We start from the raw sequence: 12,967 nt of genomic DNA on the forward strand, positions 1-12,967 counted from the left end.
ACGAGGAATGTAGTAATAAGGAGATAGAAGATGACAAATCTAGCGGATGTAGAACAAATTAGTCATCATCAAAAAAATGCGGAAATTATTGCAAGACTTGAACGGCTACCTGTCACTGGTCGATTGCAATTTATGCGTATAACCATTGGTATAGCGACCTTTTTTGACGCTTATACTGTTCTTGCGATAGCCTTTGCTTTACCCCAACTCATTACCGAATGGCACCTGACGCCTGCCTATGTCGGTGCGATCATTGCCGCGGGCTATGTCGGACAACTGGTCGGTGCGATCTTTTTTGGTTCTCTTGCCGAAAAAGTCGGTCGTTTAAAAGTGCTTTCTTTTACCATTTTACTGTTTGTGGCAATGGACATTTCCTGTCTGTTTGCGTGGAGCGGAATGTCACTGTTAATTTTCCGTTTCTTACAAGGCGTTGGCACAGGTGGCGAAGTCCCTGTTGCGAGCGCCTATATTAATGAGTTTATTGGTGCAGAAAAGCGCGGTAAATTTTTCTTGCTCTATGAAGTTTTATTCCCACTTGGTCTTATGTTTGCAGGCATGGCGGCATTTTTCCTCATGCCAATTTACGGCTGGAAAGTCATGTTTATTGTGGGTCTAATTCCATCGTTACTGGTTATTCCTTTACGGTTTTTCTTGCCTGAGTCACCACGTTGGCTTGCTTCCAAAGGTCGTTTTAAAGAAGCGGATCAAGTCGTCAAAAGCTTTGAAGACGGTGCCATCAAAAGCGGTAAAACTTTGCCTGAACCTGTGGTTAAAGAAATTAACCCGCAAGGCATGGCAAAAACCGACTGGCGCGAGCTGTTCCGTGGCATCTACCGCAAACGTACCTTTACCCTGTGGGGCATGTGGTTTTGTGTGTATATGGTGAACAATGCCATGGTGACTTGGCTGCCATCTCTTTACAAACAACACTTTGGCTTGTCGCTTCAAACCAGTTTAGGTTATGGCTGGATTACTTCGGGCGTGGGTGTGATTGCCTCTATTATCTGTGCGTTAATGATTGATAAAGTCGGCCGCCGTCCTTGGTACAGTGCAGCGTTTTTCTTGGCGATTATTCCACTCATGAGCCTCTCAATTTTAGGTGCAAAATCGGCGATGGAAGTTGTGATTTTAGCAACGCTCAGCTATGCCATTTTGCAAACTATTTCCTTCTCTTTATACCTCTACGCTGCCGAACTTTACCCTACTCGCCTACGTGCGATGGGCATTGGTTTTAGTACCGCTTGGTTACGTGCCGGCTCTGCAATTGGACCTGTTATGGTGGGTCTGGTTGTGGGTGGTTACGGCATTCAATATGTGTTTAGTGTGCTTGCCGTTGTGGCACTCATTGGTGGTCTGGTGACCTTCTTGTTTGCCATTGAAACCAAAGGCCAAGTGCTCGAAAAACTCTCTCCTTAATTCATCCATTTCATAAAAAGCTTGCCTAACCCCAGCGTTAGGCAAAGGGCTTATTCATGCTTAAAAAAGGAATTTAAAATGAATAAATATTTGCTATGGGGCTGTATTGGTTTAGGCAGCGTGAGCAATGCGTATGCAGAGCTTCCTCAAGAATTTGGCAAGTTAGAATTAAAACTCAACACCCGTTACTGGAATGATGAAGGCACCGCCCACCCCACGCTTGCCAACCCTTCGCCTTCATCGAGTGAATATGAACAAAGTGCCTTAGGGCTTGAGTTAAATTATCAGTCACCTTACTTGTGGGACTGGCTTGGGGTAGATGGCTCACTCTATGCAGTCACCAAGTTATTTGACTCTGGCAAGCCGAGCGCTCAGCTTTTAGAAGTCGAAAATAACGGCAAGCTCGACCAGAACTTTGCAACTTTAGGGCAGCTCTATATCAAAGCAAAACTCGGCGACAAAGGCGAAATTAAGTTAGGCCGCCAGTTGCACGATTCACTGTTACTTAAAAGCACTAATAATCGCGCGGTGCCCGACACTTTTTCGGGTGCGAGTGGTCAGTTTCAATTGAATGATCAGCTACAGACTTACATTGCTTATTATGACCGCTGGAAACCGCGCAGCATAGACTCTTTTGAAAAACTGGTGACTGAAAATGACGAGCGCATTGATTATGTGGGTTTGCTCGGTGCCAAGTATCAGTACAAAAACTGGAGCGTGAATGCCGAGTATTTAAATAGCAAAGATTATTTAAAAAAGTATGGGGCGATTGCACAATATAAACTGCCCTTGCATGGCCTTGTGTGGACATTTAACACAGGTGCTTTTTTCTCGCGTGATGATGGCAAGCTGTTTAAATGCGGTGCCGAAACCGAGCTGGACTGTGTCAAAGGCCAAGACATTAACAACCGTGGCAATGGTTATTTCGTAGATGTAAATGTGGCCAAGAATAATCTTGAAGGTGGCATTGCCGTTTCAAAGTTTGATGGTTTTTGGATTGAAGATAACTTTGCCGTGCACTCCGCCCGCAACTCGGTTTTGACGCAAGACCACGGCACTAACCCGTTTCCGACCTCTGCGACCATTGGCCCTGACTTTACCAATAACGATGAAACCGCTGTTGCCCTTCGCCTGAAATATAACTGGAAAGACTACGTCAAAGGTTTAAAAACCGAGGCGAAGTATATTTATGGCTTTGGCGCTCACCAAAGTAACATCAGCAGTGATATTGAGGGTAAAGAGCGTTACTTTGACTTTACGGTGAGTTATGCCTTGCCGTGGGTGAAAAACTTAGATGTGCGTTATTCATTTTTACATTATGAGTCAAAGTTTGAAAATGCAAACCTAGGTGAAAAAATAAATGGCATGTCTCGGAAAGATTGGGACCAGCACCGTGTATTTATTAATTACCGTTATACATTTTAAGAGCAAGCTAAACGTTTAGTTTAGCTTTATTATTTTTATTAATTTACGGCTTTAAATATATTAACTTTTGAGTTTAATTAAAATATAAATTTATATTTAAAATTTTTATAATATTTTATTTAAATTGAATTGACCTGTTAAAAACTTATGATTATTATGGTCCCGCTGGCCTACATTGCCAGTCGGTTTTAGCAGACCGTAGATCCATGGCGGGTTATAGTTCAACTATAAGTCGTTAGACCCTTGCGTCCCTTTTCTTTGCGGTAGGACGGGAGGGGGACGCGCTCGCGCGTGCTGGTTCCTTGGATCCCAGTCTGCTAACCCCCTTTCGTTCTACCACCATAATCAATTGACGGTGATTTTTGGTGGTAGAGCTCCATAAATTTTAAGGAGTTAACCATGACCTTTTTTAGAGTAATCCCCTCTCTCTTATAAACTTTTTATTTATTTAAAATTTGGGTTTTCTATTATCTAAATTTTCAAATTTATAAATTATTTTTATTTTAAAATTTAAGTCATTTTATTTTATTGCTTTTATAGGCGGGTTAACTATTTCCTTTAAAATGATTTTAAAACTTAAAATATAGCGGTTTATTTTTTCTCATTGATATATCCCCAATCATTACGAGAATAATATGAAATTTTATAAAACTATTTTGGTTTTAGGCCTCGTTGTCGGCGATTACAGCGTTTCGGGTTGTGACCTCCACACTCAGCAGGATTTTGAAAAAATTTGCCTGTCGGGTGGGCACACCCAAGCCAGTTGCGACTGTATTTACCAACGGCTTGAACAAGTGTATTCACCTCAGCTCATGCAACGTCTAGAACATGTCAGTTTGCAAAGTCCTGCTCTCCCACAGGACTTTGCCCCTACTTTTTTTAGCGTGATGCGGCGGTGCGATAAAGAAGACATGGGCTAAACTTTTGGCTTAGCTCCCTTATCTCTGTGTCGCAATGGTGGATGACTTTAACTCAGCACAAAAAATTAAAGTTCTGTTGTGGCACGGGGGCCTTGGACAATAAGTTAACTCTACTGAACAATAAAAAATATACAGTATTGTCTACCCCCTATTTGGTATGCTTTTGGCACTTCATAAAGATAAGAAGGAATAAGTTTGGCAACACCATATATAACAATAGGCTGCCCCACTAGTGGCGGTGGTCAAGTAATTTCTGGGAACAGTATGTTCCTAGTCGACGGTATTCCCGTTGCTTGCGTCGGTGACAAAGCTACCTGCCCCACTCATAAAGTTGTTGCAACTATTGTGTCTGGCGACCCGTATATGCAAATCTTTGGTAAAGCTGCTGCGCGTGTTAACGACTCTCTTTCCTGTGGCTGTAAGTTACTTCCACAACAGAACTTAGTAGTTCAAGACAATGGTGGTGGTTCGGCTCAAAGTTCGCCAGCGAGTAAAGCCCAAACTCAAGATAGTTTTGTAGAAGACAAATCTAAAGAATATGGTATTCAGTTCCAATTAAAGGATGAAAAGACCCAAAAAGTTTTTAGTGAAATTCCCTATTCAATTATTTACAAGAAGGATGGAAAAGTAGAAACCGGTTGGACGGATAAAGAAGGTAAAACCCATGTTATCAATGCTGACTCACCAGATGAAGTAGAGTTTCAGACCATTGATGCTTCTAAACCGTTACCTCCACTGTAAGGATTTAAAATGGCACAAGATAGAGTTTTCTCACCAACATTAATTCCATCTTTAGATAATGAAGTTAAAGTCTGTCATGCAGATGAATTATTAGATCCATTATTATGCAATAGCATTGTTAAAATTCTTAATTATCACACTACAGTGCCTTACACCTTTATGATGAATCAAGGTCAATGGGATGGTGTTAAAAACAGAATACCTTTTGAACACGATTTAGCAATTCGTTTTGGGCTTGAGTATGATTTACGTCAGTTTAGTGAATCAGTTTTAGAAAGATATTCTTTTCATACAATGATGTATCTTAAGTTTACGATGTATGCTCAAAAGCATTCATTAAATGAAGGCTCAACTTTTATTAGAGAACTTACTAAAGATTCTTTTACAGCACGTATGGCAATTGCTAAGAAAAATTTTGGTGAAGTTATTGATCTTGCCCTTTCCAACGCAAACAAGCCTGTTTTAGCGGGAAATGCTATTGCCATCCATGAGAATAATGGACCATATCTAATTAATGAGAATATGTATAAGAAAGTATTTGGTCGTCCTTATGATAGTGCTACCGTATCGCAGTTTATACGACAATATCAATATACACCGCCGCTCAGTAGTTTCTAGTCACGAGTAATAATATGAAGAAAACGATATTAATATTTTTAGCACCGCTTCTTTTGGTTGGCTTCAATGGATGTAAAGCATCTGAAAAAGAGGATGTAGATACATTTATTCAAAAGGACTTCAAGAATTACGTTACTGATAATAGAAAGTTGATTTTGGAAGCCAATAAAGACGTAAAACAAGAACCAGCTCTAAAAGAGATCATTTTCAAAAATACTTTTGTAAAAGTAAGAACTGCACAAAGTCTACTGAATGATGAGTATGGTAATTGGTTAACTGGCTTAGATAAAAATAAGTTTGACTATACCGATCTCAACGATGTCTGTTGGCTGACCGTCTACATGCAAAACTATATAAATAATATGGATGAGCGATATAAAGCCAATATCACCGAAGACACCAAGAAAAGTGTTAAGCAACTATACGAAGCAAGAAATGAAATTATCAAGCTAAGAGATAGCAAAGACAAATCTCTAGCAACTTTTCAACAAGTTTGTAAATAGTTGAAAATATTAATTAAATATTACTATATAAAGCTCCAATTAAAAGGAGCTTTATATAGCTAATTTTATAAAATAGTTATAGCTAAATCTAGTTATTCCTTGCCTGAATAAGAAATGGTTAATTAATTGTGAAATCTAAACTTTGTATTATTTTATTGTCTCTTTTAACGGTAGCATGTAGCCAAGTCCCCCCTCAAAAACATGGAATTACTGAAGCTGATGTAACCCAAGCAAGCGAAGCATCACTCTATGCCCAGTTTAATCAGCTTTATTACACAAAATTCTTATATAAAGCAGCATACAATGAAGCTAACAAGGTAACTCAAACTAATGATCAGTTACTAAGTTATGCCACTTTTTTAATGTATGCAGTCAATACAACATACGACTCTTTAAATTTAAAGCTTAATGATGATCTTGATTTAATGGCTTCGGGTAAAAAAAGTAAGATGTCAATTGATGCATTAGATTCATTATGTGTAAGTAATAAATACATTGAAAAATATATAAATCTTAAAGAAAAAAGCGGAAGTGAGATATCAGCTAAAGCTAAAGAACTTTCAAAAGAGGCTTTGGTACTTCAACCCAAAATTGAAAAAATCATAATGAAAACTGATTCACCGTTAAATGATATTGAATGTAAAAAATTAATCTAAGCGAGAAAAGGCCCTGAATATTGAAGGCTTTTTCTGGAGAGAATTAAAGTTCTGTTGTGGCACGGGGGTCTGGGGGATACCAAAATAACTAATTAATAACGAGTGATATATAACTTTACTTATCGGCCTTCTGAGCTCGCTCTACAGTAATATAGTCATTGGGAATAACTAACTGCTTTTCAATATCTTTCACTTTGTAAGAAACTAAAGTGCTTTTACCAATGCCTTGAAATAACACTTTAACATCTTTAAAAATAAAGGTTTGATACTGGCTCAGTTCTTTAGTAGTCATTTTTGGCAATTCAATTAAATTTGCATAAGGCTCTTTAATATATAAGGTAGCCTTTTCTATTCGTACCCCAGTATTTTGCATAGTATAATTTAGGAATGCTTTACCAACATCACCAATAAGGATCAGGGGTACAAGCGGAGTCAAGCTAATAAAAAAAGCTATTTCTAAGCTATCTTTAACGTGTGTTTCTAATCTCTTTAATTTTTTTCTTGCGAATGCTTTAAGATTTTCACTAGCATCAGGATCATCAACAATATCTGCTAGATTTTCAAATTTTATATTAAATTCTTTAATCTTCTGTCTATTCATATAAAAAGGATAATACGCAAAGGCGATAAAAAATACGGTAATTCCTATGTATAAATTGACTTTCCAATGCAATAAAAATATGCCGTGAATAACGTATAAAAGATAAAGAGAGCCAATTAACGTAATAATATTAATTTTTGGAAAAGGAAGTTTTTTCCCAATTCTAATATGTGGTGGTAAATACTTATCAACCCAACTTAAGACAAGATATGCCACTGGAGCTAAGGATGTGCCAAAGAAAAAAAGCATGAATCCTAATACAGTGTAAGCAATGGAGAACGCGGCAAAAATCAGTAAAAAAATAAGTGTATCGCCAAAGCTAATTTCCGACGGGATATAGCCAATTGTTAAAAGATACACAACTAAGCACAACACCCCTATTGCAACTATCGCTTTAGACATTGTCAGCGCAACTTCATGCCACTGCCCCAAATTATTTAAATATCTCGTTATTGAGTTGTTCATTTGATCTAACCAAATCTTATAAATTATTTAAGAATCGATGATTACCCTTTTCTTAAACCGCTCCCCAGCGGAGTAATCATGTTTTGAAATTTCCCCAAATTTCAGAGTATATCTCGGCGTACTATTCAGTAATGCCAAAAAAACTTATATGATTTTAAAAATTTTATCTTAACTTATATTGCGAGATCTCCTTTAAAAATCGTCAAGCCAATATTTTCTTTTAAATATAATCTTAATTTTAGATTAAAAATTAAAGATTATATTTATCTTTTATTTGCCTAAAGAAATTATATTGATCACCTTCATTATTTGAAAAATTCAATACAATTTCTTCAAGAAGATAATTTTTAAATCTAAATGAATCATTACAATATTTTTCAAATTCTGCTAAATATCTATTATAGTTTTCTTTTGAAATACTATCTAAAAATTTATCATCATAAACGATAGATAACAAAAATAATTCAAACTTATCTTCATTTATATTACCATTAATATAACTACCAACATATTCTCTAATATATTTCTTAACATCCTCATTAGATATATAAAATAGATAAGGAAGTACTTTTATTGAGTAAAAATCTTTATTCTCATTATATGGTGAGTTCAAAAAATAGATAAATTCGTTAATAAGTTCAACATTACTATAATCTTTTCTCCAAGACATATAGTTAAAAACATTTGACAAACCACCTCTTTGTATAGCCCCATAACCAAAACCATTAATTTTATTTTCTAAAATCAAATTAATAATAAGATCAATATATGGACTAAAATCAATATCTTTACTTTTAAATATTTTTGAATTGAATGCAACAAAACTATTAATTGTCTCAAATATTTGAAAACTCTGATAGCTTACAAATATTTCTTTGAATTTTTCTAACAAAAATTCACCAGATTTCCAATCACATACAGATGAAATTAATATCAATTTAGATAATACTTTTTCAACATTTGATGAACTTTTCTTAAGCAATAAATTTTCAAAACATTTTACAAAATAACTTTTTAAATCAATATCCTTATCAAAAAAAACTTTAATTTTTTTAGTTTCATCATTGCTTAAAATATCGACTAAAAGTCTTAATAGCTTTACTACAGTTTTATTTTCTGAAAAATTTAATAAAATAAATAAATCTACATAGTTTATTTCCAATACTGGTTGATTTGAAAATTGTCGCATAGCAAAAATATTTTCTTTTTTATCTTCTTTCTTGTAATTTATTTCAATAAGATTAATCTTGTAATCAATATGATTGTTAAAAAAATCATTAACACTACTATAACTTTCCATTGCTATATTATTTTTGTACATAAAATTAAGATATGACTCAACAAGCAACTCTTCTTCAGTTTGATTAGAATCAATAGAAAGTCCACCATTTTTTATAGTTTCTAATCGTGCTATATTTTTTTTCATTCTCTCATTAGTAGAAAAGTATATATTGTCCAAAATATTGAAATTTAAAAAGCTATTAATAAAATTATATTCCTTTTTATTCGTTAATCCATAAAAATCAAAATAATCCTTAAATACTTTTATTTCACTTTTACTACCGCTATCATCTTTACCATCTATTTTATTTAAATCTTCTTTAAAGTCGAATTTTAACATAAGCTGTGCAATTTCATTATTAAATGAATTTATTGCCAAAGATATATAGTTCCTTTCTTTTATATTCGATGCAATTTTTAATAAAGAAGATTTTTCTAGTTCTTTATAGTTCTCTAAAAACATCAAGTCATTTGACTCACCCTTACTAGAAAAATTTAGATATAGATTTTGATTATCTTCATTTTTTTCACCCAAATATTCTTTTATATCAAAATACTCTCTATTCTCATTCTTACTAGTAAACTTTAAAAATAATATATTTGCTTTTTTAAAAATATTAAATATTTTTTTTATTATTATTGTTATCTCATTATCGACACCTTTATTTTTTTCAATAATTTTATTAATAAATTTGTAATACTTTCTAACTATTTCATCATGATCAGTAGTTAATATACCATCAGAAATTAAATAAAAAGCGTAACATCCAACATGGAATTCAATTGTAGAATTACTAAACAACTCTTTTATTTGCATCGGGAAAATCGATTCCAGTTCATCCAATATTTTTATCTTTTGATATAAAATCTTCACTAATAATAATTCTTCATTGAAATCTAGAAATTCTTTTTCTAATATTTTTTTGTATCTTAAGAACTCATTTTTTTCACTAATTATATCAAAAAAATCAATCAATATATCACTAACGCGATATTCTGGATTAGATTTAGGATTCAAAAATTGAATACCATGATTTTTCAAATAACTTGCTTCAGCTTCATTATATCTAGAACTAAATAAGTACTTTGGTGGTGTAACCTTAGACTTCGTTTCAATCCATTTTGTAATTAATTTTAAATCCACATCAGAATAAGAATATCCAATAAAAACTACAACATGTGTAGACAATATACTTTTTATATAATTTTCTATTAATGGAAAATCATTATAATACTTTAAATAATCATCTTCTTTAAAAACAATATTATGATGTTGAAAATCACCATGCATTTTTACAATTTTATGAAAATAGGATGATTTTACTAGATCTACATCGCTCACAATCACATCATATGTTAAACCCTCTTCAATTGCAGTATGCTCTAACAAACAGTCCCAATTTGTAGTTACTATTAGATTAGGTAATAAACTAAATAATTTTTTATGTACTCTACTTGGTTCTAAATTTAATTCAAAATATTTTTTTAGTTTATTATAGTATTGATATTCACCATATTTAAGATAATATAATTGTGCAATTTTAAGAAAATCATTTTCATTTTCAATATTTAAACTTTTCTTTAGATCATTAATCAAATCACCCCAAAGTGGAATTCTCTTTAATTCAGTTTCAGAATTTTTTGAAAAACCTGCACCAATAAAAAATGCTAATTTATTATTTTTTTTTGCTTCTATGATTGTATCTAAGATTGTCTCATCAATTTCTATCATCATTAACATCTCATAAAAATTTAAAATATATCAAAAGCTTTTAAGTATATTTTATACATAAATAATCACAAAAAATAAAGCAATTTTTTATATTACTCACCTATTAGACAACAAAGTATTACTCTAAAATTAAATATAATTTTTAAAACCGATCTTCATTATTTTTTTCTGCTCTATACCTACTTTAGCCAACTCAATAACTTTTAGATCCTCTACATTAAGTGAAGAAAGATTTATATTATTAATAGTTTCCTCAACCCTTTCAATCCCTAAAAAATCATTTATATAATCACCTTTAATATGATATTTGATTATCGATGAATCATCGCCTGACGTATATGAAGTTGTAGTCTGAACCATTCCTTTCAAAATCTTAATCATTCCTTCGATATCCTTAGATTTTGTAGCCACCCACTCAACAACTTCTTTTTCATCACCCCAACTCTTCCATCTATACAAAAGTGTTAAAAAAGTTTTTTTACTTATAAATGATTCACTATTACAATAAGCATATTCTTTTAATTTATTTAAAAAAATTTCTTTAATATTATTAAAATCATTTTCATTAAGTAATAATTCATCACCACTTCCCTTACTTTTTTCTTCAGAAAGTAGTAATTGTGCAATAATAATAAGCCCATGATTTTCATTAAAATTTTCTAAAATCAACCTTCCTCTTTCATCTTTATTATCTATTTTTTCCAAAAATAAATTAAATAATCTATAAATATAGGTTGATAGACTAAAAGGAGTAAAAGACTCTGATGAATTTTCATCTACTAAATCAGCAGATTCTAACAATGCACTCATGTAAGGTTTAGCTGAATCTATAGATATTCTTTTACTAAAAACTTCAAATTGTATAAGAAATTCACTTAGAATTCCCTTCTTATCTAACTCTAATATTTCATTTTTTAAAAGGTTTTTATTTCTTGTTAAAATAAGGAATCTTTCTAAATCAGATTTAGTAATTTCAACACTTTCTAAAGATAGCAAAAAGTATTGATCAAAATTTTTCTCATGACAAATCCTACCATCTGCAAACCAATTATCATGATGACTATAATCATAATAAATATTACTTATTATTGATCTTATATTTGGAAAAATATTTTTTAATATTTTCTCAACTAATTCTTTATCCATATTATCAACACTATTAATAATACTTTTTATTGTATCTTGAAGTCTCTCTTTTTCCCTCCCATTATCATAAGCAGTAGAAACCCCAAAAGCTGTAAACACTCCCTTATTGACAAATATCTCATGATACAGATTTGGTTCAAAAACTCTAAAACATTCTATAACTATTAAATCTACAGGATTAACTTCAAAAACTTCCACACCTTTTAGTAAATTAAAGTGAAATTTTAAAGTTGAAGTAAACCGATAGACATCTCTTAAATTTTTAAAATATTTATTTAAGCCTTCATTAAAAATTTGCCCCCATCTTTTATTATCAAATTTATTACTAATACTCACATCCGAATTTAATATTATTTCAATACTATTAAAAAGAACTTGATGAACTTTACTTACTTCAGCCTTAGGAATATTAAAGGGAACTTGAATAATTTTTTCTAAATATTTCTTTCCTGATTGACTCGTATCACTTAATTTTTCTTCGACAATATCTTTTTGAAATAATAATAAAAAAGTTACATTAGGAAACTCTGTATTTGCTTTTATTAATTGAAAAATCATTCTTAGTTCAGAAGAGCTTAATCTATCCAAATCATCCATAACTATTAGGATAGGAGTTTCAATACCCTGCAACGCTATTTTCAATTCATTGCGTATTTCATCTAAATTTTTTTCACTATCTTTAGCTTTTTCATCTAAATACCCTTTTACTTTCTTTATTTTGTCTATTGTCCATTTTAGTAAAGGTGTTACAGCTACAATTCCAGTAGTTAGTAAAGTAATTACTTTTGTATCAGTCAGAAATGCATTAAAGAAACCAATCCCAGCTATTACAGAAACAATAATTGGAAGTGAGGAAGATGTTGAAGTTAAGATCACCTCACCTACATCAAGGTAGTCACCATATTTTTTAAATGATCTGGCTAATTTTCTATACTTTTCGGAGGAATTTTGTTTTCCAATTGATTTCGAAACTTCATCATAAAAAGCTTTCGTTATTATTTCTTGTCCAGCCCACTCCCAAGGAGAAAATTCAATTATTATTTGCTTTAATTCTTTATCTTTCATATATGATAAAGCCATATTTTTTACTGAAGATTTTCCTGCTCCCCAGTCACCATATAATGCAACAACTAGACTATCCCTACCATTCCAATTACTGATAGCTTCAGCTAAATTTTCTGAGAATTTGGCTCTACCTAATAAATCTTCTTTTACAGTATGAATTGGACGGTCAGCAGAAAAGCCAAATTTATCAGTATCATTCATAATCTAGGCATCTCAAAATAAGTTCTATTAAATTTTTTTATTTATCATATCTCATTGTGATCTTTTTAACTTCTGAATTCTATTAATTACTTAATTAACATCTAGTTCTAATGCTTCGCAATAATACATCTAAGCACCTATCACAAGTTTCAACTTTACCAATAAAAGAGTAAATAAGATCGAAGAAAAACATAAGA

At 32.2% G+C, this 12,967-nt stretch carries 10 protein-coding genes; 7 read left to right on the forward strand and 3 right to left on the reverse strand.

Features of this window, described 5'->3' with window-relative positions:
- Positions 1 to 30: 30 nt before the first annotated feature.
- From KTJ10_RS10270 to KTJ10_RS10300, 7 genes are all read left to right on the forward strand, one after another.
- Entirely contained in the window at positions 31 to 1,416 is a 1,386-nt protein-coding gene (locus tag KTJ10_RS10270; protein WP_032004203.1) for an MFS transporter, read from the forward strand.
- Positions 1,417 to 1,494: 78 nt separating this feature from the next.
- Entirely contained in the window at positions 1,495 to 2,841 is a 1,347-nt protein-coding gene (locus tag KTJ10_RS10275) for an OprD family porin (protein ID WP_262441954.1), read from the forward strand.
- 635 nt (positions 2,842 to 3,476) lie between these two features.
- The gene (locus KTJ10_RS10280; RefSeq protein WP_114189618.1) at positions 3,477 to 3,761 is read left to right on the forward strand and encodes a hypothetical protein; all 285 of its coding nucleotides are present in this window, start codon (positions 3,477 to 3,479) and stop codon (positions 3,759 to 3,761) included.
- Between the two features lie 195 nt (positions 3,762 to 3,956).
- Complete coding sequence (locus KTJ10_RS10285) at positions 3,957 to 4,502, forward strand: PAAR domain-containing protein (protein ID WP_025465460.1); 546 nt, start codon at positions 3,957 to 3,959, stop codon at positions 4,500 to 4,502.
- 9 nt (positions 4,503 to 4,511) lie between these two features.
- Positions 4,512 to 5,120 carry a hypothetical protein gene (locus tag KTJ10_RS10290; protein ID WP_262441955.1) on the forward strand — a complete coding sequence of 203 codons (609 nt, stop codon included), beginning with the start codon at positions 4,512 to 4,514 and terminating at the stop codon, positions 5,118 to 5,120.
- Between the two features lie 14 nt (positions 5,121 to 5,134).
- Positions 5,135 to 5,623 carry a hypothetical protein gene (locus tag KTJ10_RS10295; RefSeq protein ID WP_031997774.1) on the forward strand — a complete coding sequence of 163 codons (489 nt, stop codon included), beginning with the start codon at positions 5,135 to 5,137 and terminating at the stop codon, positions 5,621 to 5,623.
- A gap of 128 nt (positions 5,624 to 5,751) precedes the next feature.
- Complete coding sequence (locus KTJ10_RS10300) at positions 5,752 to 6,279, forward strand: hypothetical protein (protein ID WP_262441956.1); 528 nt, start codon at positions 5,752 to 5,754, stop codon at positions 6,277 to 6,279.
- Positions 6,280 to 6,394: 115 nt separating this feature from the next.
- Here KTJ10_RS10300 and KTJ10_RS10305 read toward each other — a convergent pair whose 3' ends face one another.
- The 3 genes from KTJ10_RS10305 to KTJ10_RS10315 form a co-directional block, all read right to left on the reverse strand.
- A complete protein-coding gene (locus tag KTJ10_RS10305; RefSeq protein ID WP_262441957.1) occupies positions 6,395 to 7,345 on the reverse strand; it encodes a hypothetical protein in 951 nt (316 codons plus the stop codon).
- 250 nt (positions 7,346 to 7,595) lie between these two features.
- Positions 7,596 to 10,361: an SIR2 family protein gene (locus tag KTJ10_RS10310; protein ID WP_262441958.1), complete on the reverse strand. Its 2,766-nt coding sequence runs from the start codon at positions 10,359 to 10,361 to the stop codon at positions 7,596 to 7,598.
- Between the two features lie 126 nt (positions 10,362 to 10,487).
- Positions 10,488 to 12,770: a KAP family NTPase gene (locus KTJ10_RS10315; RefSeq protein WP_262441959.1), complete on the reverse strand. Its 2,283-nt coding sequence runs from the start codon at positions 12,768 to 12,770 to the stop codon at positions 10,488 to 10,490.
- Positions 12,771 to 12,967: the final 197 nt, after the last annotated feature.

Source organism: Acinetobacter sp. WU_MDCI_Abxc222 (genome assembly GCF_025514755.1).
Lineage (GTDB): Bacteria > Pseudomonadota > Gammaproteobacteria > Pseudomonadales > Moraxellaceae > Acinetobacter > Acinetobacter geminorum.

Excerpts from the sequence above, each read along its gene's own strand:
- KTJ10_RS10270 (WP_032004203.1), top strand. The coding sequence starts at position 31 with ATGACAAATCTAGCGGATGTAGAACAAATTAGTCATCATCAAAAAAAT.
- KTJ10_RS10275 (WP_262441954.1), top strand. The coding sequence starts at position 1,495 with ATGAATAAATATTTGCTATGGGGCTGTATTGGTTTAGGCAGCGTGAGC.
- KTJ10_RS10280 (WP_114189618.1), top strand. The coding sequence starts at position 3,477 with ATGAAATTTTATAAAACTATTTTGGTTTTAGGCCTCGTTGTCGGCGAT.
- KTJ10_RS10290 (WP_262441955.1), top strand. The coding sequence starts at position 4,512 with ATGGCACAAGATAGAGTTTTCTCACCAACATTAATTCCATCTTTAGAT.
- KTJ10_RS10295 (WP_031997774.1), top strand. The coding sequence starts at position 5,135 with ATGAAGAAAACGATATTAATATTTTTAGCACCGCTTCTTTTGGTTGGC.
- KTJ10_RS10305 (WP_262441957.1), bottom strand. The coding sequence starts at position 7,345 with ATGAACAACTCAATAACGAGATATTTAAATAATTTGGGGCAGTGGCAT.
- KTJ10_RS10310 (WP_262441958.1), bottom strand. The coding sequence starts at position 10,361 with ATGATGATAGAAATTGATGAGACAATCTTAGATACAATCATAGAAGCA.
- KTJ10_RS10315 (WP_262441959.1), bottom strand. The coding sequence starts at position 12,770 with ATGAATGATACTGATAAATTTGGCTTTTCTGCTGACCGTCCAATTCAT.